The organism is Streptomyces sp. NPDC030814 (assembly GCF_055572155.1).
Window position 1 is genome coordinate 452,007 of record NZ_JBVIDX010000003.1, and the last position, 25,374, is coordinate 477,380.

General features: G+C 71.2%; 20 protein-coding genes. 10 read left to right on the forward strand and 10 right to left on the reverse strand.

Annotated features, from left to right (window positions below; all coding sequences use genetic code 11):
- Positions 1-6: 6 nt before the first annotated feature.
- The 3 genes from ACZ43N_RS08865 to ACZ43N_RS08875 form a co-directional block, all read right to left on the reverse strand.
- Positions 7-1,830, reverse strand: coding sequence for a branched-chain amino acid ABC transporter permease (locus ACZ43N_RS08865; RefSeq protein ID WP_468096052.1), 1,824 nt, complete (start codon positions 1,828-1,830; stop codon positions 7-9).
- Between the two features lie 5 nt (positions 1,831-1,835).
- Positions 1,836-2,768: a branched-chain amino acid ABC transporter permease gene (locus tag ACZ43N_RS08870; RefSeq protein WP_468096054.1), complete on the reverse strand. Its 933-nt coding sequence runs from the start codon at positions 2,766-2,768 to the stop codon at positions 1,836-1,838.
- A gap of 115 nt (positions 2,769-2,883) precedes the next feature.
- Positions 2,884-4,116 carry a branched-chain amino acid ABC transporter substrate-binding protein gene (locus ACZ43N_RS08875; protein ID WP_468096055.1) on the reverse strand — a complete coding sequence of 411 codons (1,233 nt, stop codon included), beginning with the start codon at positions 4,114-4,116 and terminating at the stop codon, positions 2,884-2,886.
- 462 nt (positions 4,117-4,578) lie between these two features.
- On the opposite strand from ACZ43N_RS08875, the gene ACZ43N_RS08880 reads away from it, so the two are divergent.
- Positions 4,579-4,845 (forward strand): hypothetical protein, encoded by a 267-nt coding sequence (locus tag ACZ43N_RS08880; RefSeq protein WP_468096056.1) that lies wholly within the window; start codon positions 4,579-4,581, stop codon positions 4,843-4,845.
- A gap of 163 nt (positions 4,846-5,008) precedes the next feature.
- Here ACZ43N_RS08880 and ACZ43N_RS08885 read toward each other — a convergent pair whose 3' ends face one another.
- From ACZ43N_RS08885 to ACZ43N_RS08895, 3 genes are all read right to left on the reverse strand, one after another.
- A complete protein-coding gene (locus tag ACZ43N_RS08885; protein WP_468096058.1) occupies positions 5,009-5,413 on the reverse strand; it encodes a hypothetical protein in 405 nt (134 codons plus the stop codon).
- A 56-nt stretch (positions 5,414-5,469) separates the two neighbouring features.
- Positions 5,470-5,955 (reverse strand): hotdog fold thioesterase, encoded by a 486-nt coding sequence (locus ACZ43N_RS08890; RefSeq protein ID WP_468096060.1) that lies wholly within the window; start codon positions 5,953-5,955, stop codon positions 5,470-5,472.
- Between the two features lie 72 nt (positions 5,956-6,027).
- A complete protein-coding gene (locus ACZ43N_RS08895; RefSeq protein ID WP_468096061.1) occupies positions 6,028-8,307 on the reverse strand; it encodes an FdhF/YdeP family oxidoreductase in 2,280 nt (759 codons plus the stop codon).
- A 197-nt stretch (positions 8,308-8,504) separates the two neighbouring features.
- Between ACZ43N_RS08895 and polA the strand changes: the two genes are divergently transcribed.
- Positions 8,505-11,231: a DNA polymerase I gene (polA, locus tag ACZ43N_RS08900; protein ID WP_468096063.1), complete on the forward strand. Its 2,727-nt coding sequence runs from the start codon at positions 8,505-8,507 to the stop codon at positions 11,229-11,231.
- A gap of 671 nt (positions 11,232-11,902) precedes the next feature.
- On the opposite strand, the gene ACZ43N_RS08905 is transcribed toward polA, so the two are convergent.
- Complete coding sequence (locus ACZ43N_RS08905; protein WP_468096064.1) at positions 11,903-12,751, reverse strand: DUF4184 family protein; 849 nt, start codon at positions 12,749-12,751, stop codon at positions 11,903-11,905.
- 411 nt (positions 12,752-13,162) lie between these two features.
- Between ACZ43N_RS08905 and ACZ43N_RS08910 the strand changes: the two genes are divergently transcribed.
- The 3 genes from ACZ43N_RS08910 (at position 13,163) to pgfA (ending at position 16,235) form a co-directional block, all read left to right on the forward strand.
- The gene (locus ACZ43N_RS08910; protein WP_468096065.1) at positions 13,163-14,896 is read left to right on the forward strand and encodes a lytic transglycosylase domain-containing protein; all 1,734 of its coding nucleotides are present in this window, start codon (positions 13,163-13,165) and stop codon (positions 14,894-14,896) included.
- Between the two features lie 157 nt (positions 14,897-15,053).
- Positions 15,054-15,188 (forward strand): SPW_0924 family protein, encoded by a 135-nt coding sequence (locus ACZ43N_RS08915; protein ID WP_468096067.1) that lies wholly within the window; start codon positions 15,054-15,056, stop codon positions 15,186-15,188.
- A 54-nt stretch (positions 15,189-15,242) separates the two neighbouring features.
- Positions 15,243-16,235 (forward strand): cell envelope lipid trafficking protein PgfA, encoded by a 993-nt coding sequence (gene pgfA / locus ACZ43N_RS08920; RefSeq protein ID WP_468096068.1) that lies wholly within the window; start codon positions 15,243-15,245, stop codon positions 16,233-16,235.
- Here pgfA and hrpB read toward each other — a convergent pair.
- Together hrpB and ACZ43N_RS08930 are read right to left on the reverse strand one after the other, a co-directional pair.
- The gene (gene hrpB, locus ACZ43N_RS08925) at positions 16,225-18,771 is read right to left on the reverse strand and encodes an ATP-dependent helicase HrpB (RefSeq protein WP_468096070.1); all 2,547 of its coding nucleotides are present in this window, start codon (positions 18,769-18,771) and stop codon (positions 16,225-16,227) included. The two genes, pgfA and hrpB, sit on opposite strands and share 11 nt — an antisense overlap.
- Before the next feature lie 64 nt (positions 18,772-18,835).
- Positions 18,836-19,684 carry a class I SAM-dependent methyltransferase gene (locus ACZ43N_RS08930; protein ID WP_468096466.1) on the reverse strand — a complete coding sequence of 283 codons (849 nt, stop codon included), beginning with the start codon at positions 19,682-19,684 and terminating at the stop codon, positions 18,836-18,838.
- A gap of 379 nt (positions 19,685-20,063) precedes the next feature.
- Between ACZ43N_RS08930 and rpsA the strand changes: the two genes are divergently transcribed.
- The 4 genes from rpsA to ACZ43N_RS08950 all read left to right on the forward strand — a co-directional run bounded on the left by rpsA (position 20,064) and on the right by ACZ43N_RS08950 (position 23,838).
- Positions 20,064-21,560, forward strand: a complete 1,497-nt coding sequence (gene rpsA, locus ACZ43N_RS08935) for a 30S ribosomal protein S1 (protein ID WP_031166273.1) — start codon at positions 20,064-20,066, stop codon at positions 21,558-21,560.
- A gap of 161 nt (positions 21,561-21,721) precedes the next feature.
- The gene (locus ACZ43N_RS08940; protein ID WP_468096072.1) at positions 21,722-22,660 is read left to right on the forward strand and encodes a PAC2 family protein; all 939 of its coding nucleotides are present in this window, start codon (positions 21,722-21,724) and stop codon (positions 22,658-22,660) included.
- A 118-nt stretch (positions 22,661-22,778) separates the two neighbouring features.
- Complete coding sequence (gene coaE, locus ACZ43N_RS08945; protein WP_468096074.1) at positions 22,779-23,408, forward strand: dephospho-CoA kinase; 630 nt, start codon at positions 22,779-22,781, stop codon at positions 23,406-23,408.
- A 49-nt stretch (positions 23,409-23,457) separates the two neighbouring features.
- Positions 23,458-23,838, forward strand: coding sequence for a tetratricopeptide repeat protein (locus ACZ43N_RS08950; protein ID WP_055539514.1), 381 nt, complete (start codon positions 23,458-23,460; stop codon positions 23,836-23,838).
- 40 nt (positions 23,839-23,878) lie between these two features.
- Here ACZ43N_RS08950 and ACZ43N_RS08955 read toward each other — a convergent pair whose 3' ends face one another.
- Complete coding sequence (locus tag ACZ43N_RS08955) at positions 23,879-24,145, reverse strand: DUF6343 family protein (protein ID WP_468096076.1); 267 nt, start codon at positions 24,143-24,145, stop codon at positions 23,879-23,881.
- A gap of 181 nt (positions 24,146-24,326) precedes the next feature.
- On the opposite strand from ACZ43N_RS08955, the gene ACZ43N_RS08960 reads away from it, so the two are divergent.
- On the forward strand, positions 24,327-25,337 hold the full coding sequence (locus tag ACZ43N_RS08960; protein ID WP_468096077.1) for an acyltransferase domain-containing protein: 1,011 nt from the start codon (positions 24,327-24,329) through the stop codon (positions 25,335-25,337).
- The last annotated feature ends 37 nt before the right edge of the window (positions 25,338-25,374 follow it).

Below are 25,374 nucleotides of genomic sequence, written 5' to 3' on the forward strand. Positions count from 1 at the left end.
GTGGTGTCAGGCCCCCGTCTTGGTGAGCACTGTGGGCGGTTCCGCGTCTTCGTGGAACTCGAGCTGGCGGCGCCGGTTGGGGATCATTCCCTCCGGGCGGAAGCGCATCAGCAGGATGAGTGCGAGGCCGAAGGCGAGGAGCTGGTAGTCGCCGAGGAACTGGAGCTTGTTGGGGATCAGGAACAGCAGGGCTGCGCCGATGAGGGGTCCGCTGATGGTGCCCATGCCGCCGAGGACGACCGCGGCGAGCAGGAAGGCGGAGTTGGGCGGGATCACACCGGCGAAGAGGTACTGCTCGGGTGTCACGGTGTAGGTGACGTGGGCCTGGACGGTTCCGGCGAGGCCGGCCAGGGAGGCGCCGACGGCGAAGGCGATGAGCTTGACGCGGAAGCCGTTGATGCCCATGGCGAGCGCGGCGGTCTCGTCCTCGCGGATGGCGACCCAGGCGCGGCCGATGCGGGAGTCACCGCTGCGCCGGAAGACCAGCACGACGACGGCGGTGATGAGCAGCATCAGGAAGAAGTAGTTGGCGAAGCGGCCGATGGTGAAGCCGCCGATGTCGTGCTGGATACCGAAGTCGAACCCGAGGATGTTGAGGTTCGGGATCGAGGAGATGCCGTTGGAGCCGTTGGTGAGGTCCGGTCCGGAGGTGCCGTCGAGGTTGTTGGCGGTGATCCGGAAGATCTCGCCGAAGCCGAGGGTGACGATGGCCAGGTAGTCGCCGCGCAGTCGCAGGGTCGGGGCGCCGATGAGGACGCCGAAGACGAGCGAGGCGAGGGCGCCGACGAGGACGGCGGCCCAGAACGGGAAGTGCACGTCGAAGGGCGAGCTGGGGGAGCCGGAGACCAGGGCGGCGGCGTAGGCGCCGACGCCGAGGAAGGCGACGTATCCGAGGTCGAGGAGGCCGGCGAGGCCGACGACGATGTTCAGGCCGAGGGCGACGGTGGCGAAGATCAGGATGTAGACGCCGATGGTCGCGTACTGGTCGTCGGTCTGGGTGAAGGGGAACATCGCTGCTGCGACGAAGGCGCCGCAGATGGTGATGTTCTGGTGCCGGGCGGTGATCTGGGAGGCCTGGGCGATGAGGCCGGACTTGTTGAGTGCGGCGAAGCCGAAGCCGGCGGTGATCAGGAAGCCGATGAACAGTTCGTCGTACTCGGTGCCGATGCCGTAGGTGAAGACGGTGAGGCCGAGTGCGAGGACGGCGACGATGATCAGGATCTCGGCGTACGAGGGGAGCGCGCCGAGGCGGCGCGGGGTGCCGGTGGCGAAGGCCGCCTTGAACGTGGCCCACTTGGCGGCCGCGTTGTGCTTGAACAGTTCCCAGCCGGTGTCGTCGGGGTCGAACGGGTCGGGCGCGGGCCGCTCGAAGGGCAGTGCCAGGGCGCCGAGGAGGGCGGCCAGGCTGGCGACGGCGACGAGGTAGCCGCCGGGCTCGAGGTTGACGAGGCCGCCGAGGTCGACGCTGATGGCGAGGACCGTGTACCAGCTGGTGGCGAAGGTGGCGAGGGTGGCGAACTTGATCGCGGCGTCGGCGCCGGCGGGGACCAGCCAGCCGAGGCCCTTCACGCCGTAGCGGGCCAGGCAGAAGAGGGTGGCCAGGGCGCCGCCGATGAGGGCGAGGACCTGCAGGCCGCCCGGGTAGCCGTAGACGGTGAGGTTGCCGGGGAAGGCGGCGGTCCAGGTCCAGGCGAGGAACGTGGAGATGATGGTGAGGACGCTGCCGCCGAGGGCGAGCGCGAGGCCGGTCTTCTCGGGGAGGCCGATCAGGCCGGTGGGCTTGCCGGAGGCAGGGGTGGGGGTTTCGGGTGCGGTGGTCTGTGTGGTCATCGGTGTCACGCCCTGTCCGCGACGCGCTCGCCGAGCAGACCTTGTGGCCTGAACAGCAGTACGAGGATGAGGAGTACGAAGGCCCAGACGTCGGCCCAGGACTGGCTGCCGAACTTGTCCATGCCGGGGATGTCGGCGATGTAGGCGGTGGCCAGGGTTTCGGCGATGCCGAGGACGACGCCGCCGATCATGGCTCCGTAGATGTTGCCGATGCCGCCGAGGACGGCTGCGGTGAAGGCCTTCAGGCCGAGGATGAAGCCCATGCGGAAGTCGATCTGGCCGTACTTCAGGCCGTAGGCGACACCGCCGACCGCGGCGAAGATCGCGCCGAGGGCGAAGGCGACCACGATGATGCGGTCGGTGTTGATGCCCATGAGCTTGGCGGTGTCCGGGTCCTGCGCGGTGGCCTGCATGCCGCGGCCGGTGCGGGTCTTCATGACGAAGTAGGCGAGGACGGCCATGCTGATGGGGGCCGCGATCAGGAGGAAGACGTCACCGGTCTGGATGGTGACGCCGCCGATCTCGAAGGGGCCGCCGGGGATCTCGGGGAAGGTCCGGGCGGACTTGGCCTCGGGGTACCAGGCCCACACCGCCTGCTGCAGCGCGAGGGAGAGGCCGATGGCGGTGATGAGGGGGGCGAGGCGTGGGGCGCTGCGAAGGGGGCGGTAGGCGAATCGTTCCGCTCCCACGGCGATGGTGGTCGACACCAGGGCGGCGCCGATGAGCATCAGCGGCAGGGCGATCCACATGGACGTGCCGTCGGGCAGGACGTACACGTAAATCGTCAGAGCGCCGAACGCTCCGGTCATGAAGATCTCGCCGTGGGCGAAGTTGATGAGCTGGACGATGCCATAGACCATTGTGTAGCCGATGGCGACCAGCCCGTACATGGATCCCAGTAGCAGGCCGTTGACCAGCTGCTGCGGCAGTTCGTTCACCGCATGTCCTCCGAGAGGGTTTCGGATGTTTCGACGGGGGGCCGGATGCGAGTCCGCGCGGGGCGCCAGTGGAACAGCGCCCCGCGCGGCTCAGGAGTGGTGCGGTTGTTGCGGGTCAGCCGGTGTAGGTACCGGACTTGACCGCCTTCCAGGCACCGTTCTCGACGGCGTAGACGGTGAGCTGCTTGTTGGTGGCGTCACCGTACTCGTCGAAGGAGACCTTGCCGGTCACGCCGTCGAACGAGACGTTCTGCATCGCGGCCGTGACCTGGGCGCGAGCGTCGTCCGGGAGCTTGCCGTCGTTGTCCTCGACGACCTTCTTCACGGCCTCGATGATCGCCCAGGCCGAGTCGTAGGAGTAGCCGCCGTAGGCCTCGAAGGCCTCCTTGTAGCCCGCGGCCTTGTAGTTCGCCACGAACTCCTTGGCGGAGGGGAGCTCCTCGACCGGGGCGCCGACCGAGGTGGCCAGGTCGCCGGTGCCGCTGGCGCCGGCCAGCTTGATGAAGTCGGCGCTGTAGATGCCGTCACCGCCGACCACGGGGATCTTGGCGCCGGCGGCCTTGATCTGCTTGCTGAGCGGGCCGGCCTGCGGGTACTCGCCGCCGTAGTAGACGACGTCCGCGCCGGAGTTCTTCACCTTGGTGGCGACCGCGGAGAAGTCCTTGGTGTCGGGGTTGATGTGCTCGGTGCCGGCGACCTTGCCGCCGAGCTTCTTGAACTCCTCGGTGAAGGTGGCGGCCAGACCGGCGCCGTAGGTCTTCTTGTCGTCGATGACGAAGACCTTCTTCTTCTTGGCGTCGTTGTAGACGTACTGCGCGGCGAACGGGCCCTGGATGGCGTCCGTGGTCGCGGTGCGGAAGTACGACTTGTACGGGCGGGTCTTGGTCTTCTGCCAGTCCGTGCCCTGGGTCAGGGCCGGGTTGGTGTTGGCCGGGGAGACCTCGACGAGCTTGGCGTCGTCGAAGACCTTCTGCATGGACTCGGCGACCGAGGAGTTCAGCGGGCCGACGACGCCGAGGACGTCCTTGTTGGCGACGAGCTTGGTGGCGTTCTGCTGGCCCGAGGAGGGCTGCGCCTGGTCGTCGAGGGCCTCGACCTTGAAGGTCACGCCGTCGACGGTCTTCTCCTTGTTGGCCGTCTTGGCGGCCAGGTCTACGGAGTTCTTGATACCGAGACCCAGCGCGGACAGGTCGCCGGTCAGCGGTGCGTCGACACCGATGACGACAGTGGTGCCGCCGCTTCCTTCGGAGTCCGAGCCGGCGCTGTCGTCGCGCGAGCCGCAGGCGGTGAGGGTGAGAGCTCCCGCCGCCAGCGCGGCGGTGATGGCGATGAGCGAGCGTTGACGCACGATCAGTCCTTTCCGTGGCACGGCCCCTCCTGGTTGAGCGGGCCGAGTCGAGCGCTGGGACGAAAATGACTTCGAATCCGATGGCGCGGTGACTGGGCGTGACTCTAAGCGTGTGATGGGAACGTGGAGGAGAGTCTGACCCAGGCTGTGACGCTCTTGTTATGACACGACGTAATGCAGAGCGGTACTCCGTGGGTGGATGCGAGGAATTAAGGCCGATTCGCCCTGTCCACATTGTGAGAAGCCGCAGGAAGTGCGTCGGCGTTTTCAGGAGTGTTCTTGGCTTTTGGTAGTGACGTCAAGTCGTTGCTGCAGGCGACCTGAATCGCTTCGGAGAGGTCGTCGGCATAGCGACGGCCCAGGATGAAACTGTGGTCTTCTATTGCACGCCTATTACGCAGAGTTACGTCCAGGAAAGGCAGTCCGGCGTTCCTCGGCACTTTTCCGCAATCCGTCACCCGCATGGTGATCACGACACCGCGGGCGTCCCCGGCCGGGATCCGGAAGGGCGGACGCGGCGCGGCCGAGACGCTGAGCCCGGCGGAGGACTGGGAGATCCGAGTCACCGTGATCGCGGGTCCCTCGCGCGTGGTGACCTCGATGCCGAAGCCGAAGCTCCTCGCCGGGGCGTCCGCGGGCGGGGTCTCCCTCCCCAGGTACGTGAGGCCCACCGCCTGCGACGGGTACGGGGGAGGGGCCGGAGGCGGGGCCTGGTGGCGGGTCGCGTAGAGGAGGGCGCCCGCGAGGACGACGGCGGCCGAGCCGGTGATCAGGGCGGCGCGGCGGTGCCGGGCGTACAGCAGGGCGAGGCGCCCGCGCGGTGCCGCGGCCTCCACCTCGGGGACTTCCCGGGCGCATGTTCCCTCGCCCGGTTCGACGGGCCCGACGCCACTCAACTCCAGGGGCCCTTGCTCGGGTTGCCGTCCCGGTACAGCTTCTCGCAGCGGGTGCGCGCCTCGTCGTCGACGAGCCGCTCGGCCGCCTTACGGCCGGCGCGCCTCTCCTCGGCCCGGGCGGCGTCGACGACCGCACGCAGGATGTCGTACTGGCCGTTCGACAACCCCATGGACTGGTAGTCGCCATAGCCGTCGTCGTCCAGTGCCTTCCGCGACCAGTAGGCGACGATCCGGGTGCACAGGTCCTCGGGCGGCGCGGCCGACGGCGATGCCGGGCCCTTGGCCGGCGGCCCGGCCGATGCGCCGTCCGTTCCCGACGCCCCGCACCCGGTGACCAGGGCGCCGATCAGCAGCGCCGGTCCCAGGGCGGCCCCCCACCCGAAGGCTCCTCCCGTTCCCATGCCCCGAAGCTAGAGCCTTCCCGCCGGGCCCGCCAGGGCTCGGGCCCCCGGAGGCGTCAGATCCCCGTCGCCCGCTCGGCGCCGGCCGGCGTGACATCGCGCAGCAGACAGGTCAGCCGGGCCGTGCACACCCGCTTGCCCGCCTCGTCGCTGATGACGATCTCGTACGTGGCCGTGGTGCGCCCCCGGTGCAGGGGCGTGGCCACGCCGGTGACCAGCCCGGACCGTACGCCGCGGTGGTGGGTGCAGTTCAGGTCCACACCCACGGCGATCTTGGAGCTGCCCGCGTGCAGCATGGAACCGACCGAGCCGAGGGTCTCGGCGAGGACGGCGGACGCGCCTCCGTGCAGCAGACCGTACGGCTGGGTGTTGCCCTCGACGGGCATGGTGCCGACGACGCGGTCCGCGGACGCCTCCACGATCTGCACGCCCATGCGGGTGCCCAGGTGCCCCGCGGAGAACATCGCGACCAGGTCGACGCCGAGTGCCGCGTACTCGTCGATGACCTCTTGCGGGAACGTGACGTGGTGCTGCTCGCCCATGGGGCTCCGTTCGTCGTCGACCGCCGTGCGCCGTCGGCGGTCGTATACCGGCCTGACTCGCTGAGCAAACGCTCAGTCGGTGGCCGATTGTTCCAGACGGACCACGACGGACTTGCTGGCCGGGGTGTTGCTGGTGTCCGCGGTGGCGTCCAGCGGCACCAGGACGTTGGTCTCGGGGTAGTAGGCGGCGGCGCAGCCGCGGGCCGTCGGATAGTGCACGACCCGGAATCCGGGCGCCCGGCGCTCGACGCCGTCCTTCCACTCGCTCACCAGGTCCACGTAGGCGCCGTCGGCGACCTTCAGCCCGGCGGCGTCCTCGGGGTTGACGAGGACGACCCGGCGGCCGTTCGTGATGCCCCGGTAGCGGTCGTCCAGGCCGTAGATGGTGGTGTTGTACTGGTCGTGCGAGCGCAGGGTCTGCAGCAGCAGGCGGCCCTCCGGCAGCTCCGGGAACTCGACCGGCGCGGCGGTGAAGTTGGCCTTGCCGGTGGCCGTGGGGAAGCGGCGCTCGTCGCGCGGGGCGTGCGGCAGCGCGAAGCCGTTCGGGTCGGCCACGCGCGCGTTGAAGTCCTCGAAACCGGGCACCACGCGCGCGATGCGGTCGCGGATCGTCGCGTAGTCCTTCTCGAACTCCTCCCACGGTGTGCGGCTGTCCTCGCCGAGGACACGGCGGGCGAGGCGGCACACGATGGCCGGCTCGGACAGCAGATGCCTGCTCGCGGGTTCCAGACGGCCGCGTGAGGCATGCACCATGCCCATGGAGTCCTCGACGGTCACGAACTGCTCGCCGCTGCCCTGCAGATCACGCTCGGTGCGGCCGAGGGTGGGCAGGATCAGCGCCCGCGCGCCCGTGACCGCGTGCGAGCGGTTCAGCTTCGTCGACACGTGCACCGTCAGCCGGGCCCGGCGCATCGCCGCTTCCGTGACCTCCGTGTCGGGGGACGCCGACACGAAGTTGCCGCCCATCGCGAAGAACACCTTCGCCTTGTCGTCGCGCATGGCCCTGATGGCCCGTACGACGTCGTACCCGTGCTCCCTGGGCGGCGCGAACCCGAACTCCTTCTCCAGGGCGTCCAGGAACGCCGGGGCGGGCCGCTCGAAGATCCCCATCGTGCGGTCGCCCTGCACGTTGGAGTGGCCGCGCACCGGGCACACGCCCGCGCCGGGGCGGCCGATGTTGCCGCGCAGCAGCAGGAAGTTGACCACCTCGCGGATGGTGGGCACCGCGTGCTTGTGCTGCGTCAGGCCCATGGCCCAGCAGACGATCGTGCGCTTCGAGGCGAGGACCATGCGCAGCGCCTCGTCGATCTGCTCCCGCGCCAGGCCGGTCGCGGTGAGCGTCTCCTCCCAGTCGGCGGCGCGGGCCGCCTCGGCGAACTCCTCGAAGCCGTGCGTGTGCTCGCGCACGAACTCCTCGTCGACCGCGCCCTCCGTCTGAAGGATCAGCTTGTTGAGGAGGCGGAACAGGGCCTGGTCGCCGCCGATGCGGATCTGCAGGAACAGGTCGGTGAGCGCGGCGCCCTTGAGCATGCCCTGCGGGGTCTGCGGGTTCTTGAACCGCTCCAGGCCCGCCTCGGGCAGCGGATTGACCGTGATGATCCGCGCGCCGCCCGCCTTCGCCTTCTCCAGCGCGGACAGCATGCGCGGGTGGTTCGTGCCCGGGTTCTGCCCGGCGACGACGATCAGGTCGGCCTTGTACAGGTCCTCCAGCAGGACGCTGCCCTTGCCGATGCCGATCGTCTCGGTCAGCGCGGAGCCCGACGACTCGTGGCACATGTTGGAACAGTCCGGCAGGTTGTTCGTGCCGAACTCGCGGGCGAACAGCTGGTACAGGAACGCGGCCTCGTTGCTGGTGCGCCCGGAGGTGTAGAAGAGTGCCTCGTCGGGGGAGTCGAGGGCGTTCAGCTCCTCGGCGATGATGTCGAAGGCCCGCTCCCAGGACACCGGCTCGTACCGGTCACCCCCTTCGGGGAGGTACACGGGGTGGGTGAGCCGGCCCTGCTGGCCCAGCCAGTAGCCGCTGCGGGTGGCCAGGTCGGCCACGGTGTGCGCGGCGAAGAACTCCGGGGTGACCCGGCGCAGGGTGGCCTCCTCCGCGACCGCCTTCGCGCCGTTCTCACAGAACTCCGCCGTGTGCCGGTGCTCCGGCTCCGGCCAGGCGCAGCCGGGGCAGTCGAAGCCGTCCTTCTGATTGACCCGCAGCAGCGTCAGCGCCGTCCGCTTCACCCCCATCTGCTGCTGCGCGATCCGCAGGGTGTGCCCGATGGCGGGAAGTCCCGCCGCCGCATGCTTCGGCTGCGCGACCTGCGGCGCGTCCTGAACCGGATCACTCTTGGGCGCCTTGCCGGCCATCGCTGCTCCCCATTCGCGTACGTGTGCTGTCGGGCGTGGAGGTACGTCTTTGATCCTCGCACGTGTCATCTGCCGCGATCGAGCGTCGGTGCGCGACGACGATCCGCCGCGACCGGAGTCCGGGACGGGGCCCGGGCCTGTGGGGGCGGGCAGCGGGCGTGGTCCGAGTGTCAGTGGCACGTGGCAGGATCGGGTGCGTGGCAGAGACAGCATCGAAGAAGACCGACACGACCTCCGGCGGCAGCCGTCCACGGCTCATGCTCATGGACGGGCATTCGCTGGCCTACCGCGCGTTCTTCGCGCTCCCCGCGGAGAACTTCACGACCGCGACGGGCCAGCCGACGAACGCGATCTACGGCTTCGCGTCGATGCTGGCGAACACGCTGCGCGACGAGGCGCCCACGCACTTCGCCGTGGCGTTCGACGTCTCCCGCAAGACCTGGCGCTCCGAGGAGTTCACGGAGTACAAGGCGAACCGCTCGAAGACCCCCGACGAGTTCAAGGGCCAGGTCGAGCTGATCGGCGAGCTGCTCGACGCCATGCACGCCGCGCGCTTCGCCGTCGACGGCTACGAGGCCGACGACATCATCGCCACCCTCGCCACCCAGGCCGAGGCGGAGGGCTTCGAGGTCCTCGTCGTCACCGGTGACCGTGACTCCTTCCAGCTGGTCTCCGAGCACACCACCGTGCTCTACCCGACCAAGGGCGTCTCGGAGCTGACCCGGTTCACCCCGGACAAGGTGTTCGAGAAGTACGGCCTGACCCCCGCCCAGTACCCGGACTTCGCGGCCCTGCGCGGCGACCCGTCGGACAACCTTCCCGGCATCCCCGGCGTCGGTGAGAAGACCGCCGCGAAGTGGATCAACCAGTTCGGTTCGTTCGCGGAGCTGGTCGAGCGCGTCGAGGAGGTCAAGGGCAAGGCCGGCCAGAACCTCCGCGACCATCTGGAGGCCGTCAAGCTCAACCGCCGCCTCACCGAGATGGTGCGCACGGTCGACCTGCCGAGGACGGTCGCCGACCTGGAGCGGGCCCCGTACGACCGCAAGGCCGTCGCGATGGTCCTGGACACCCTGGAGATCCGCAACCCGTCGCTGCGCGAGCGGCTGCTGGCCGTCGACCCGGGGGCGGAGGAGGCCGACGCCGGGCAGCCGCCCGCCCAGGGCGTCGCGGTGGACGGCACGGTCCTCGGCTCCGGCGAGCTGACCGGCTGGCTCGCCGAGCACGGCACGGAGATCCTCGGCGTCGCCACCGTCGACGCCTGGGCGCTCGGTACCGGCTCGGTCACCGAGATCGCGCTCGCCGCCGCAGGGGGAGCGGCCGCCTGGTTCGACCCGACCCAGCTCGACGAGTCGGACGAGACCGCGTGGGCGGCCTGGCTCGCCGACCCCGAGACGCCCAAGGTGTTCCACAACGCCAAGGGTGCGATGCGGGTCTTCGCGGAGCACGGCTGGACCATCGAGGGCGTCACCATGGACACCGCCCTCGCCGCGTACCTGGTCAAGCCGGGCCGCCGCTCCTTCGACCTGGACGCGCTGTCCCTGGAGTACCTCGGCCGGGAGCTGGCCCCCGCCGCCACCGCCGACGGCCAGCTGGCGTTCGGCGCGGACGACGGCGCCGAGGCCGAGGCCCTCATGGTGCAGGCCCGCGCCATCCTCGACCTGGGCGAGGCCTTCGGCCGGCGCCTGGAGGAGGTCGGCGCCGCCGAGCTGCTGCGGGACGTGGAGCTGCCGACGTCGGCGCTGCTGGCCCGCATGGAGCGCCACGGCATCGCCGCGGACCGCGCCCACCTCGAAGCCATGGAGCAGATGTTCGCGGGCGCCGTGCAGCAGGCGGTGAAGGAGGCGCACGCGGCGGCCGGGCACGAGTTCAACCTGGGCTCGCCCAAGCAGCTCCAGGAGGTCCTCTTCGGTGAGCTGGCCCTGCCCAGGACCAAGCGCACCAAGACGGGGTACACCACCGACGCCGACGCCCTGGCCTGGCTCGCCACCCAGACCGACAACGAACTGCCGGTCATCATGCTCCGCCACCGCGAGCAGGCGAAGCTCCGCGTCACCGTCGAGGGCCTGATCAAGACCATCGCGACGGACGGCCGTATCCACACCACCTTCAACCAGACGGTCGCCGCCACGGGCCGCCTGTCCTCGGTCGACCCGAACCTGCAGAACATCCCGGTCCGCACCGACGAGGGCCGGGCGATCCGCCGCGGCTTCGTCGTCGGCGAGGGCTTCGAGTCGCTGATGACGGCCGACTACAGCCAGATCGAGCTGCGCGTGATGGCCCACCTCTCCGAGGACGAGGGCCTCATCGAGGCATTCACCTCCGGCGAGGACCTGCACACCACGGCCGCGGCCCAGGTGTTCGGGGTCGAGCCCGGCGCCGTCGACGCCGAGATGCGCCGCAAGATCAAGGCGATGTCGTACGGCCTGGCGTACGGTCTGTCGGCGTTCGGTCTCTCCCAGCAGCTGAACATCGAGGCGGGCGAGGCCCGCGCCCTGATGGACGCCTACTTCGAGCGCTTCGGGGGTGTCCGGGACTATCTGCGCCGGGCGGTCGACGAGGCGCGTGCGACGGGCTACACGGCGACGCTCTTCGGCCGCCGCCGCTATCTGCCCGACCTGAACAGCGACAACCGTCAGCGCCGTGAGGCGGCGGAGCGGATGGCGCTGAACGCGCCGATCCAGGGCACCGCCGCGGACATCGTCAAGATCGCCATGCTGAATGTGGGCCGCGCCCTGGAGGACGCCGGCCTCGCCTCCCGCATGCTCCTCCAGGTCCACGACGAAATCGTCCTGGAGATCGCCCCCGGCGAGCGCGCCCGCGCGGAGGAACTGGTCCGCCACGAGATGTCCAACGCGGTCCACCTCCGCGCCCCCTTGGACGTCTCGGTGGGCCACGGCCCGGACTGGGAGTCGGCGGCCCACTGACCACCACGAGAGGGGCCCGACTCCCACACCGGGCCCCTCCACGACGGCCGACGAGCCGGACGGCCCTCCTCAGGAGAACCGCCGCGACAACGCTCCTGCGTGAGGGGGGCCGCCCGGCCGCGTGGGGGCGAGCCGGGCGGCCGCCGGGCCAGTGCCCGCCTCGAGGGGGACAGGTCCTCTTCACCGCCTGCGCACCCCACCGCGACGGGCGCTGCTTCCGGAGCCCACGCCCCGAGCGGGCCGGCATCCCCCTCGGAGCTCGCCTCCTCGCCCAGGGGCCTCTTGCCCGCCGCAGCCCCATGGCCCGCCGCGACGGCGCTTCTCCAGGGCGATGGCCCTTGCCCTACCCCCGCCCACGGCCCTGCCCGGTATCACCCGCCTGGCCCCCGCCAAGGCGCCCGGCGTCGAACCGTGACGTGAGGATGCCCGCATGGGCATACGCACGCTCCGCCGCCGTACCGCGACAGCTGCCGGCCGCCTGCCACAGGCGCTCACCCGCCTTTCCAGGGCGCAGCCCCACTTCCCGTGGGCGCCCCGCAGCTCGGCACAGACGCTGCTCCCCTGGCGGCTCACCCATCCCCTGCCGGCGCTGCTCGGCCACGTCCCGCCGTACGCCCCCGGCGCGGTCAGACCCCGCATCCCGCGCGGCGCCCCCGCGCGCCGGCCGGTGCTCAGCGGCGGACCGAGCTGTCCGCCCCCGCGTCGGCTGCGATCACCGCGGCGGGAGCCGGGCGCCGGATCCTGACACCCACGCCGTACAGCACCACGCCCAGCACCAGCCCGGCCCCGGCCCCGAAACACACCGTCGGGATCACCTCGTACGGCTTGGCGACAGAACCCCAGTACGCCCACCAACGGGCCACCCGCTGCGCCGTCGCGATCAGCGCGCACCCCCCGATCACGGCGCCCGCCACCCACCGGTCGGCCGATGAGAGCACCGGCACGCCGACGGGCTCGACCGCCGGCTGCCGGCGCAGCGCCAGCGTGAGGAACACGGCGATCACGACCGCCGCGACCGCCGAACCGCCGTACTGGAGGTACCAGTACAGCGGCGAACCGGCGATCTCCTCGCCCAGTACCGGGAACAGCCGCATCCCCCACCGGTCCAGATGCGTGAACGCGTCCCAGACGACATGGGTGAGCGCACCGAGCACCGCCGAGACGTACCACCACAGCACCAGCGACGGCCTCACCCGCCGTACCCCCGCACCGCACCGCACCAGCGAGGCCACCCGCGCCCGCCGACGGCTCGGCAGCAGCGCGACGAGCGGCTCACGGAGCACCAGCCACAGTCCCACCAGCGCCCAGGTGAACAGCACGTCGACGGTGAAGACACCGCCGAAGGAGTGGGTGACGTCGCCGAATTCCATTGCCTCGGGCAGCACACTCGCCGCGTAATAGGTCAGATCGGGTGCGAACGAACCGGCGACGAGCACCGAGGGTACGAGTCGTCCGCGCGCGCTCCCGTCCCGGTGCAAGGCGGGCAGCACGGCTGCCGCATGACTCAGCGTGAAAGGCAATTCGTCCCCCTGGTGCGGATTCTGTGGCGTTGTTCGTGCGGCGTTCGCGCGGCGGACCCCCGCAGTGGCCGGTCCCGCGATCACCGGCCGTCAGTATGCGCGAGGTGGCCGACCCCGGCGTGCGCCCCGCGTGACAGCGAACCGATAAGGGCATCCGGTGGAAACCGGGCACGAACGGGTGTCCGGGCGACGGAAGTTGTCGTAGGGTCGCCTGGGCCGACGCGCCGGTGCGCGTGGAGGCTGCGGAGGAACCGGACAAGGAAATGGCGGAACAGGGCAACCAAATCCGGAAGTCCGGAGTCGGTGTAGCAGAGCGGGAAACTGATCCGGGGAAAATCCGGAGAAGGTGCCCGAGACAGTGTCAAAAGGGAAGAACGCCAAGGCGATCGACCACCGGGGAGGGTTCACTCAATGGCGGCGCAGTTCGGAATGAGGCTCCGCAAGGGGGCGGCTACCACCGCCCTGGCCGCGGCCACGGTAGCGGCACTGGCCGCCTCGCAGGCCCCGGGAGTGACCACCGACAGCGCCGGCAGACAGACCACCGGGTCACCCTCGCCCGAAGCGACCACCTACTCCGAGGACACCGCGTCGGGCGACGGGCGCTACTACACGGACCTCCCGCCCCTCGACAGCCCCAACCCGTCACCCGGCACGGGCGGCGACGGTGCGGGTGCGGTCGGCGCCGGCGAGCGGGGCATCCCCGCGACCGTCCTCGACGCCTACAAGAAGGCCGAGGCGTCCCTGCGCGACTCCAAGCCGGGCTGCAACCTGCCCTGGCAACTGCTCGCCGCCATCGGCAAGGTCGAGTCGGGCCAGGCCCGCGGCGGCCGCGTCGACGCGAACGGCACGACGATCGGGAAGATCCTCGGCCCTCAGCTCAACGGCAACGGCTTCGCGAACATCAGCGACACCGACAACGGCGCGTACGACGGCGACGCCACGCACGACCGCGCGGTCGGCCCCATGCAGTTCATCCCCTCCACCTGGGAGTGGGCGGGCCGCGACGGCAACAGCGACGGCGCCGAGGACCCGAACAACATCTACGACGCCGCCCTCGCCGCCGGCCACTACCTGTGCCGGTTCAACTGGGACCTGTCCAACGACGCGAACCTGCGCAGCGCGATCCTCAGCTACAACAACTCGACGGCCTACTACAACACCGTCATGTCGTGGCTGGAGTACTACCGCAAGGGCACCCACGAGATCCCCGACGGCACCGGCTCGCTGCCCCGCACGCCGAGCGACGGCAACGGGAACAGCGGGAACAAGGGCGGCTCGGGCAACTCGAAGCCCAGCCCCCGCCCGACCCCGCCGAACAAGGACAAGCCCGGCAAGGACAAGCCCGGCGGCGGCTCCACGCCGACCACCCCACCGCACACGACCCCGCCCGCCCCGCCGACCAAGCCGCCCACCAACACCGACACGGTGCACCACCTGGAGGCGGCGGGCCCGGCGAAGCTCACCGCGACGGCCGGCGACACCTTCACCGACCGGATCGCCGCCCGCACCGAGACCAAGGCGGGCAAGGCCGTGGCGAAGGTACGGGTCCGCTTCACCGTCGTCGGCGACACCGACACCACCTTCACCGGCGGCGAGAAGATCGCCACCATCGTCACCGACAGCACCGGCAAGGCCACCGCCCCCGCGCTCGTGGCCGGCGAGAAGACCGGCGCCGTCACGGTCCGCGCCACCGTCGTGGGCCGCACCGTGGCCGCCCTCGACTACACGGCGACGGTCACCGCGCGCCAGGCCGACGCCCTCGCCCGCACCACGACCACCGCGCTGACCTGCGTACCGAACGGCGAGTTCGCCGAACGGGTCGCGGTGAAGGCCACCTACAAGGGAGCCGTCGCCGACAAGGTCGCGGTCAGGGCGACCCTCGTCAAGTCGCTCACCGACCTCTCCGAGAACGACAAGGGCCCCTACTTCAAGAACCCCGCCGACGGCAAGCCGCTCCGCACCCTGACGGCCCTGCAGACCGACGAGAACGGCCTGCTCACGCTGCCGGAGCTGTACGCGGACGACGCCACGGGCACCTTCCTGCTCCGTATCGAGACCGAGGGCGGCGCGACCCTGACGGTCGAACTGAAGGTGGAGGCGGCCCCCACGGAGTCCGCCTCGGCGGACCCCGGCGCCCAGCAGTAGCCACCGCGCGTACGGCCACGACGGCGCCCTTCCCTCGGGAGGGGCGCCGTCGTTGTGTGCGCGACCTGTTCTCATCTCGCCCGGCCGTTGCTACCGTGCCGAACCTGACGATGTATCAGATCCCGCTGAGAGCGGGCCCGCCCGTCGGGAGGTCCGGATGCGCGCCCTGATCGCCGCCGCGAGCGGTCTCGCCCTGGCGTTCGCGCTGGTCCTCGTGTTGACGGCGCTCGGCACCCCCACGGGGGAGACGTCCCCGAAACCCCTGCTGACGACGGTGCCCCCGCACCCCTGAGCCGAACGGCCGACGGAGGCCGCACATCCACAACCGCCCGGGAGGGAGGCCGAGATGCACCGCAGGGCCGCTCTGATCCTGCTCGCGCTCGCCGTGTTCTTCGCCGCGCTGTCCCCGCTGACCCGCTGGTACGCCTTCCCGCGCCTGGCCAAGATCCCCGCCGACCATTACCAGGACATGGTCCTCGTCGCGAAGGACGCCACCCTCCTCGACTACGGCACGATGACCGAGCGCAAGGTACCGCGCGTCACCATCGTGCAGACCCTCAAGGGCAACGTGGAGGCCTCCGCGAGGATAGAGAAGACAGCGGGCCGCGACGTGGTCGTCTGGGACGGCCTGTCCTACGTCCAGGGCCCCGACGGCGAGATGGTCTCCAGGATCCCCGAGCGCTACATCTTCGACGCCCACACCCAGGAACCCGTCCACGCCAGGGGCGAGATGGTCGACGGCGACCCCGTCCGCCGCGAGGGCCTGGAATTCAAATGGCCGTTCCTCACCGAACGCCGGGACTACGAGTACTTCGACGCCCAGGCACGCACCACCGCCCCCATCCACTACAAGGGCACCCAGGACTTCCGCGGCGTGGAGGTCTACTACTTCGAGCAGACCATCCCCTGGACCAAGGTCCCCTTCCCCCGGACCATGCCCGTCGAGGGCATCACCCGGGAGACGGTCGCGAAGACCGGCACGACCCGCTGGTACACCACGGTCCGCAGGTTCTGGGTGGAGCCGGTCACCGGGGCCCCCGTGTACGGCGAGGAGATCCACAAGGAGGAACTCCGCGGCGGCACCCTCCTCGGCGACCGGGAGAAGGTGACCGCGTTCGCCGGCCACGTGAAGATGCGCGAGGACTACATCCGACACACCGTCGACCTGGTCAGATCCCAGCGCGTCGTCGTCCTCCTCATGACCTCCTACCTGCCCTGGGGCTTCCTGGGCCTGGGCGTCCTGCTCCTCGCCCTCGCCCTCCACGTCGAGGCCCGCGGCCGCAGGCCGGGCGGAACCGAGGCCGAGGAACCCCTCAGCTCCGAGCCGGTCACCGCCTGAGCCGCGCGTTCGTGAACCGGGTCGGCTCGGCCGTCGCCGGGTCCTCCGGCCACGGATGCCTGGGATACCGGCCGCGCAGCTCCGCCCGGACGGCCCGGTACCCGTCCTTCCAGAACGAGGCGAGATCGGCGGTGACGGCGGCGGGCCGCCCGGCGGGGGACAGCAGATGAACGAGCACCGGCACCCCGGCGAGCACGGGCGACTCCCGGAGCCCGAACATCTCCTGCAGCTTCACCGCCAGCACCGGCTGCTCGGGCCGCGTGTAGTCGACGCGTATCCGCGACCCGCTCGGCACCTCGATCCGCTCGGGCGCGAGCTCGTCCAGCCGCACGGCGTCCCCCGTGGCCCACGGCAGCAGCCGGCCCAGCGCCTCCCCGGCGTCGATCCGCCCGAGATCCGCCCTCCGCAGGGCGCGGCTCACCTCGGGCTCCAGCCATTCGTCCGCCCGCGCGAGGAGGGCGCTGTCGGCGACATCGGGCCAGGGCGCGCCGAGACGCGCGTGCACAAAGGCGAGCCGCTGCCGCAGCGACTCGGCGCCCGGCGACCACCGCAGCAGTCCCAGCCCCTCACTGCGCAGCCCCTCCAGCAACGCCGCCCTCACGAGACGGGGCTCGACGTCCCGGAGCGGCCGCACCGCCAACTCCACGGCCCCCAGCCGCTCCACCCGCCGCGCCACGACATCGCCGTCGCTCCAGCGCACCTCCTCGTCCTCGCTGTGCAGGGCGGCGGCCGCCGAGCGCGCCACCTCCTCGTCGACGACGGCCCCGAGCCGCACGCGCGCGTGCCCGGCACCCACCGGCCGGTCCGCCACGGCCACGGCCAGCCACCGGGCGTTCCGCAAACCGGACCCCTCTCCGAGCTGCGCCCGAGTCCCGTTGACCATGAGATGGGCTCCCTGGACCGCCTTCGCGACCCGCTCGGGAAAGGCCAGCGCCACCACGGTCCCCACGAGCCGCTCGTCCGAGTCGGCGGTCGGCGCGTGACGGTCGCCGGCCGACTGCGGGCGGGACGCATGGGACGCGTCCGGCGGCGGAGGGGGTGCCGCCGCCCGCAGACGTCGTACCTCCGCACGCCAGCGGCCGGCGTAGGCGTCACCCCCGCGCCGGGCCGCCCGCAGGGCCGCCAGAAGATCATCGCCGTACTCCCGTGGCGGCTCCTCGCTCAGCAGCGCCACGACCTCCGCGGCCCGGTCAGCCCCCACCAGGGGCGCCGCGTCCAGGAGCGCCCGCCCCAGCCGGGGATGCAGGCCCAGCCGCGCCATGCGCGCACCGCGCGACGTGGCCCGCCCGGCGGCGTCCACCGCGCCGATCGCCGACAGCACACCGCGCGCCGCCGCCATCGCCCCGCTGGGCGGCGGGTCCAGCAGCGCGAGACCGGATGCCGCCGGATCGCCCCAGCAGGCCGCCTGAAGGGCGAACGCGGTGAGGTCGGCCACCTTGATCTCCGGCGCCGGGAACCGGGGAAGTCGGCCGTCCTCGGCCTCCGCCCAGCACCGGTACACCGCCCCCGGCGCCTCCCGCCCGGCCCGCCCCGCCCGCTGCCGCCCGGCCGCCTGCGACGCCCGTACGGTCGTCAGGGCGCTGAGCCCGCGCGCGTGGTCGACCCGCGGCTCCCGGGCCAGCCCGCAGTCCACGACCACCCGGACCCCGGGAACCGTCAGCGACGACTCCGCCACCGCCGTCGCCAGCACCACCCGCCGCCGCCGGCCACCGGCCAGCACCGCGTCCTGGACGGCCGTCGGCGCCCGCCCGTGCACCTGGAGGACGTCGACGCCGTCGAGACCGCCCAGTTGCCCGGCCACGCGCGCGATCTCGCCCACGCCCGGCAGAAAACACAGCACATCCCCCGGCCGTTCGGCGAGCGCCCGCCGTACCACCGAGGCCACATGCGTCAGCAGCGCCGGATCGACCCGCGTCCCGTGCGGCGGCCGCACCGGACGCGGCGGCGGCGCCCACACCACCTCGACGGGGTACGACACCCCCTCCGCCACCACCACCGGCGCGCCGCCCAGCAGCCGCGCCCAGCCCTCCGCGTCCGTCGTCGCCGACGCCGCCACCAGCCGCAGCCCGGGCCGCAGGGCCTCCCGCACGTCCAGCAGGAACGCCGCCACCGTGTCCGCGTCCAGATGCCGCTCGTGGCACTCGTCGAGCACCACCACGTCGACCCCGGCGAGTTCCTGGTCCCGCTGCAACCGCTGCACCAGCACACCGGTCGTGACGACCTCCACGCGCGTGCGCCGTCCCACCACCCGCTCGCCGCGCACCGTGTAGCCGACGCTCTCGCCGACCTCCTCGCCCAGCAGCCACGCCATCCGCCGCGCCGCCGCCCGCGCGGCGATCCGCCGCGGCTCGGCGACGACCACCCGCCGAGCCGGCCCGCCGTCCAGCAGCCCGGCCAGCGCCGGCGGCACCAGCGTCGTCTTGCCCGTGCCGGGCGGCGCGACGAGAACGGCGGCGCCGTGCCCGTCGAGGGCGTCGTTCAGACCGGGCAGGGCACCGCGCACGGGCAGCGCGTCCAGAGCGTCGTAACGGATCACGCCTCTCAGTGTCGTACGTCCGCCGCAACGCCCCACGGGCGAGCCGGACCGGCGGCTGTGTGCCTCAGTCCCGTGCGCACACGAAGATCGCGGTGCCCGGGATCAGGTTCCCGCGCAGCGGCGACCAGCCGCCCCACTCCGAGGTGTTCCAGGCGGGCCACTCCGGCTCGACCAGGTCCACCAGGCGGAGGTCCGCCGCGACGATGTCCCGGACGCGGTCGCCGAGCGTCCTGTGGTGCTCCACGTACACGGCCCGGCCCTCCTCGTCCTGCTCGACGTACGGCGTGCGGTCGAAGTAGGACGCGGACACGGACAGACCCTCGGGGCCGGGCTCGTCCGGGAACGCCCAGCGGATCGGGTGAGTCACCGAGAAGACGAAACGGCCCCCGGGCCGCAGGACGCGGCGGACCTCCCGCAGCACCCGCACGGGGTCCGCGACGAAGGGCAGCGCCCCGTACGCCGAGCACGCCAGGTCGAAGGAGGCGTCGGCGAAGGGCAGGTCGCCCGCGTCGGCGCACACCAGAGGGAACGATCCGCCGATCCGCAGGGCGTGCTGGAGCTGACGGTGCGAGAGGTCCAGGGCCACCGGCCGGGCCCCCTGCGCGGCGAGCCAGCGGGAGCACTGCGCGGCCCCGGCGCCGATCTCCAGGACGTCCTTGCCCTTCAGCTCCTCCGGCGGCCCGAGCAACTCCGCCTCGATCTCGTCGAGCCCCTCCGGGCCCCAGACGAAACGGTCGTCGCCGAGAAACGTGCCGTGCTCGGTCTGGTAGTCGTCCGCGTTCCGGTCCCACCAGCCCCGGTTGGCCCGGGAGCTCTCCGCGACCCCGGCCTCGCGCCGGGTGGCCTCGGGCTCGTCGGCATCGGCGGCCGCGGGGGCGGTGGAGGTTTCGTGGACATCGCGCTCTTGGATGATCGGCTCCCTCGTCGTACTCTTCCGTAACCCGAGTGGCGCGAGGGCCTCAGAATCGAGTCACGGAAGGTGTGTCTCAGGCCTGCGTGGCCTCAGGGGACAGGATTTGTGCCGGGTATGCGGCGTTCCGCCCCGGGTGGTGCGCCTTCGCGCATTGACCCTGCCTGGCTGCCCCCGTATGCTACAAGTTGCGCTGCGGGCCTGCGCACCTCAGACGTAGCAGGCTGCGCTCGCATCTGTTGTATGTCCCCTCGGTTGTCGAGGCGCCACCAGTGGTATTCGTGTGGCGCTTCCTTGGCTGTCCGGCTTCTGCAGAGCGAAACGGGCTCCCGGCGTAAGCAGTGCCTACGACTTCAATGTCCGTACCGGAGCCCTTTCCCACATGACGAGCAGCACCGAGACCACCGCCACCACCCCGCAGGTAGCGGTCAACGACATCGGTAACGAGGAAGCCTTCCTCGCCGCGATCGACGAGACGATCAAGTACTTCAACGACGGCGACATCGTCGACGGCGTCATCGTGAAGGTCGACCGGGACGAGGTCCTGCTCGACATCGGTTACAAGACCGAAGGCGTTATCCCGAGCCGCGAGCTCTCGATCAAGCACGATGTCGACCCGAACGAGGTCGTCGCCGTCGGTGACGAGATCGAGGCCCTGGTCCTCCAGAAGGAGGACAAGGAAGGCCGCCTGATCCTCTCGAAGAAGCGCGCCCAGTACGAGCGTGCCTGGGGCACCATCGAGAAGATCAAGGAAGAGGACGGGATCGTCACCGGTACCGTCATCGAGGTCGTCAAGGGTGGTCTCATCCTCGACATCGGCCTCCGCGGCTTCCTCCCGGCCTCTCTCGTCGAGATGCGCCGCGTCCGCGACCTCCAGCCCTACGTGGGCAAGGAGCTCGAGGCGAAGATCATCGAGCTGGACAAGAACCGCAACAACGTGGTCCTGTCCCGCCGCGCCTGGCTGGAGCAGACCCAGTCCGAGGTCCGCCAGACGTTCCTCACGACCCTCCAGAAGGGTCAGGTCCGCTCCGGTGTGGTCTCCTCGATCGTCAACTTCGGTGCCTTCGTGGACCTGGGTGGCGTCGACGGTCTGGTCCACGTCTCCGAGCTGTCCTGGAAGCACATCGACCACCCCTCCGAGGTCGTCGAGGTCGGCCAGGAGGTCACGGTCGAGGTCCTCGACGTCGACATGGACCGCGAGCGCGTCTCCCTGTCGCTGAAGGCGACCCAGGAAGACCCGTGGCAGCAGTTCGCCCGCACCCACCAGATCGGCCAGGTCGTGCCCGGCAAGGTCACGAAGCTGGTTCCGTTCGGTGCGTTCGTCCGCGTGGACGAGGGCATCGAGGGTCTGGTGCACATCTCCGAGCTGGCCGAGCGCCACGTGGAGATCCCGGAGCAGGTCGTCCAGGTCAACGACGAGATCTTCGTCAAGGTCATCGACATCGACCTCGAGCGTCGTCGCATCAGCCTCTCGCTGAAGCAGGCCAACGAGTCCTTCGGTGCCGACCCGGCCTCGGTCGAGTTCGACCCGACCCTGTACGGCATGGCCGCGTCCTACGACGACCAGGGCAACTACATCTACCCCGAGGGCTTCGACCCCGAGACCAACGACTGGCTCGAGGGCTACGAGAAGCAGCGCGAGGAGTGGGAGCGCCAGTACGCCGAGGCGCAGACCCGCTTCGAGCAGCACCAGCAGCAGGTCATCAAGAGCCGCGAGGCCGACGCCGCCGCTGCCGCCGAGGGCGGCGACGCCGCCGGTGCGGCTCCGGCCGCGGGTGGCGGTTCGTACTCCTCCGAGGGTGCGGACACCTCCGGTGCGCTGGCCTCGGACGAGGCGCTCGCCGCCCTGCGCGAGAAGCTGGCCGGCGGCCAGAGCTGACCGCTCACCGCTGAGGCATAGCCGATAACACGTCGGGCCCGTACCCCCTCGGGGGTGCGGGCCCGACGTGTGTGTACCGACCGCGCTCGTCGAACGTGCTTCGGGAATGCCAGGCCCGCGTGAGGCGTTGGGACGTACGAACACGAGGAGGAGCGGTCACAGTGCTTGATCCGCAGGGTTTGTACGCATGGGAGCCGAAGGGCCTGGCAGTCGTCGACATGGCGCTGGCCCAGGAGTCGGCGGGACTTGTCATGCTCTACCACTTCGACGGATACATCGACGCGGGCGAGACCGGCGACCAGATCGTCGACCGGCTCCTCGGCTCGCTGCCCCACCAGGTCGTCGCCCGCTTCGACCACGACCGGCTCGTGGACTACCGGGCGCGGCGCCCGTTGCTGACGTTCAAGCGCGACCGCTGGACCGACTACGAGGAGCCGAGCCTGGAGGTGCGGCTCGTCCAGGACGCCACCGGGGCGCCCTTCCTGCTGCTGTCGGGCCCCGAGCCGGACGTGGAGTGGGAGCGCTTCGCGGCGGCCGTCCAGCAGATCGTGGAGCGCCTCGGCGTCCGCCTCTCGGTGAACTTCCACGGCATCCCGATGGGCGTGCCCCACACCCGGCCCGTCGGCCTCACCCCGCACGGCAACCGGGCCGAGCTGGTCCCCGGACACCGCAGCCCCTTCGAGGAGGCCCAGGTGCCCGGCAGCGCCGAGTCCCTCCTGGAGTACCGCCTCATGGAGGCCGGCCATGACGTGCTGGGCGTCGCCGCGCACGTCCCGCACTACATCGCCCGCTCGCCCTACCCGGACGCCGCCCTGACCGTCCTGGAGGCCGTCACCGCGGCCACCGGCCTGGTCCTGCCGAGCGTGGCGCACGCCCTGCGCACGGAGGCCCACCGCACGCAGACGGAGATCGACCGGCAGATCCGTGAGGGCGACGAGGAGCTGGTCGCCCTCGTGCAGGGCCTTGAGCACCAGTACGACGCCGCCGCGGGTGCCGAGACCCGGGGCAACATGCTCGCCGAACCCGTCGAGATCCCCTCCGCCGACGAGATCGGCCTTGAGTTCGAGAAGTTCCTGGCGGAGCGGGAGGGCGAGGGCTGACGCCCGCCTGTGGGGGCGCCCCCCTCTCGCTCTCCCTCCTCCAGGGTTGTGGGAGGCCCCGGTCCGACCGGGCCTCCCACAACCCTGTGCGCGGCTTCCGAGCACTAAGCTGCCGGGCATGCTGAAAGTGGGTCTCACCGGCGGTATCGGCGCCGGCAAGAGCGAGGTGTCCCGGCTGCTCGTGGAGCGCGGTGCCGTACTGATCGACGCGGACCGGATCGCGCGCGAGGTCGTCGCCCCCGGCACACCGGGGCTCGCGGCGGTCGTGGAGGCCTTCGGCGAGGAGGTGCTCGCGCCGGACGGCAGCCTGGACCGCCCGAAGCTGGGCTCCCTGGTGTTCACCGACCCGGAGAAGCTCGCCACGCTGAACGCGATCGTGCACCCCCTGGTCGGCGCCCGCTCCCGCCAGCTGGAGCAGGCCGCCGCGCCGGACGCGGTCGTCGTCCACGACGTCCCGCTCCTCACCGAGAACGGCCTCGCCCCGCTGTACGACCTGGTGATCGTCGTGGACGCGCCCCCCGAGACGCAGCTCGACCGCCTCGTCCGCCTGCGGGGCATGACGGAGGAGGACGCCCGCGCGCGGATGGCCGCCCAGGCCACGCGCGAGAAGCGCCTGGAGATCGCCGACATCGTCATCGGCAACGACGTACCCCTGGAAGACCTGCGGCGCCGTGTCCGGGACGTCTGGGCCGACCTGGAGCACCGGGCGCACCAATCCCGGGAGCGGTCCGAAGAAGCACAGGAATAGCGGACCCCCAGGGGGCGTTGAACCGTCGCAGCAAGGGAAGGACTCAGCCGTGCCCGAGACCAGCGGTTCCACCGGACGTACCCCGGAGACGCACGTCATCGACTTTCGCGCGGCCGAGCGGCTCCTCACCGCGAACGACCCGCAGGGCGCGGTCAAGCTGCTCGACCGAGTCATCGCCGAACACCCCGAGAACACGGCGGCCCGTCTGTTGCGCGCCCGCGCCTTCTTCGCCGCCGCGCAACTGCGGCCGGCCGAACTGGAGTTCACGATCGTCCTGGAGCGCGAGCCGGACAACGCCTACGCGCACTACGCGCTCGCCCGCACCTACCAGCGGCAGGCCCGCCCCGATCAGGCCAAACGCCACTTCCGGCTGGCCGCGGCGCTCGACCCGAACCCGCAGTACCTGGAAGCGGCACGGTTCGATTCCTGAGAGCCTTCGACCAACCGCAACCGCAGGATCCGCCCGCCCGCTACGGGTGGCGCGGGTCCGGCGGCTGGTACGGCGGGACGTCACGGCCCGGCTGGTAGTGCGCCCCCTGGTGCATATGGTGCACGATCACCACGATGTCGACGGCCGCGATCAGAAGCACCGCCCCACAGGCGGCCGCCCAGCCGGGGCGGCCGACGAGCGCGAAGGCCACGGTCCCCGTGATCGCCCAGATCACACCCCACACGCTCAGCCAGAGCCGCATCCGCAGCGGGCTGCGCGCCGTTCTCGGTTCACTGCCCGTACGCATCAGAACCACCGCTCCTCACCGGGCAGGACCACCGCTCCCGCTCGCTCCCGTCCGCCCCTTTCGCCCTTCTCGTCCTCCTGACGCCCCTCGTCCGGTTCGTTTTCGTCGTCCTACTCGGAAACGTACTCTTCGGCCCGTGCGTTCTCCAGAAGACGGTGTGGAGTGACGGGGGAGGCCGAAGGTGCTGTGGGATGCGTCGCAGGCGGACGAGAGGCTCGCCGAATGGCTCAAGGGGCTGGAGGACGAAGGGCAGACGCCGGGCGCGCCCGAGGTGTGGCTGCCGGACGCCGATGAGCTCCCCGACGTCCTGCTGGACCTGGCCGTGCCGTACGAGGACGTCAACGACCTGGTCGCGGTGCGCCGGACGCTGGCCGAGGACGAGGAGGCGACCGGGCTCCTCCAGCGGTGCGTACGGGGTCTCGTACGGGACATGGGGAAGATCGGCAAAGGGCTGAGACTACGGCCGTTCCCGCTGGAGTCCGGTCCGCTGGGCCGCTACTTCCACGTCTACGTCCTTGTCGCCGCCCTGCCGTACGTACGCGCGTACCACCGAGAGCGCGGCATCCCCGAGGACATCTCCCGGCGCACCCTCGCGGACCTGGGCCGGGGTCTCGTGCTGCACCGCCGGAGGTACGGGGTGGGCGGGCTGGTGGCGCCGAGCTGGTTCTCGCTGCACTTCCACGGGGAGCTGTTCCAGCTGGGACGGCTGCAGTTCCAGCGGGCACGGCTGGGCGGCCGGGAGGGCGTGGCGCTCGCGGCGGCGGGCCTGGCGCTGGAGCCCGGGGAACACTGCCTCGACCTGCACATACCCGACTACGCGGGCCCCTTGACGCCGGAGGCATGCGACCGGTCGCTCGCGCTCGCCGAAGAGTTTTTCCCGAGGCACTTCCCGACGGAGCGCTACACGGCCGGCTGCTGCCACTCGTGGCTGCTCGATCCGCAGCTGAAGCGGTATCTGCCGGCGGACTCCAACATCGTGCGGTTCCAGGAGCGGTTCCGGGTCACCTGCGGGACCAGTGAACCGGAGGACGATGTGCCGGTCCGCTTCGTGTTCGGTGACCCGGACCTGCCGGTGGAGACACTGCCGCGCCGGACGCGTCTCGAACGGGCGGTCGGTGACCATCTGCGGGCGGGGGGTCACTGGTACAGCGGACACGGCTGGTTCAGGTTCACCCCATCGAGTGACGGGTGAGCGGAACGGCTCGGCTCCGCCCGGCCGTTGGACGGAT

Excerpts from the sequence above, each read along its gene's own strand:
- ACZ43N_RS08865 (WP_468096052.1), bottom strand. The coding sequence starts at position 1,830 with ATGACCACACAGACCACCGCACCCGAAACCCCCACCCCTGCCTCCGGC.
- ACZ43N_RS08880 (WP_468096056.1), top strand. The coding sequence starts at position 4,579 with ATGGTGATCACGACACCGCGGGCGTCCCCGGCCGGGATCCGGAAGGGC.
- ACZ43N_RS08885 (WP_468096058.1), bottom strand. The coding sequence starts at position 5,413 with ATGGGAACGGGAGGAGCCTTCGGGTGGGGGGCCGCCCTGGGACCGGCG.
- ACZ43N_RS08890 (WP_468096060.1), bottom strand. The coding sequence starts at position 5,955 with ATGGGCGAGCAGCACCACGTCACGTTCCCGCAAGAGGTCATCGACGAG.
- ACZ43N_RS08895 (WP_468096061.1), bottom strand. The coding sequence starts at position 8,307 with ATGGCCGGCAAGGCGCCCAAGAGTGATCCGGTTCAGGACGCGCCGCAG.
- ACZ43N_RS08910 (WP_468096065.1), top strand. The coding sequence starts at position 13,163 with ATGGCGGCGCAGTTCGGAATGAGGCTCCGCAAGGGGGCGGCTACCACC.
- ACZ43N_RS08915 (WP_468096067.1), top strand. The coding sequence starts at position 15,054 with ATGCGCGCCCTGATCGCCGCCGCGAGCGGTCTCGCCCTGGCGTTCGCG.
- pgfA (WP_468096068.1), top strand. The coding sequence starts at position 15,243 with ATGCACCGCAGGGCCGCTCTGATCCTGCTCGCGCTCGCCGTGTTCTTC.
- rpsA (WP_031166273.1), top strand. The coding sequence starts at position 20,064 with ATGACGAGCAGCACCGAGACCACCGCCACCACCCCGCAGGTAGCGGTC.
- coaE (WP_468096074.1), top strand. The coding sequence starts at position 22,779 with ATGCTGAAAGTGGGTCTCACCGGCGGTATCGGCGCCGGCAAGAGCGAG.
- ACZ43N_RS08955 (WP_468096076.1), bottom strand. The coding sequence starts at position 24,145 with ATGCGTACGGGCAGTGAACCGAGAACGGCGCGCAGCCCGCTGCGGATG.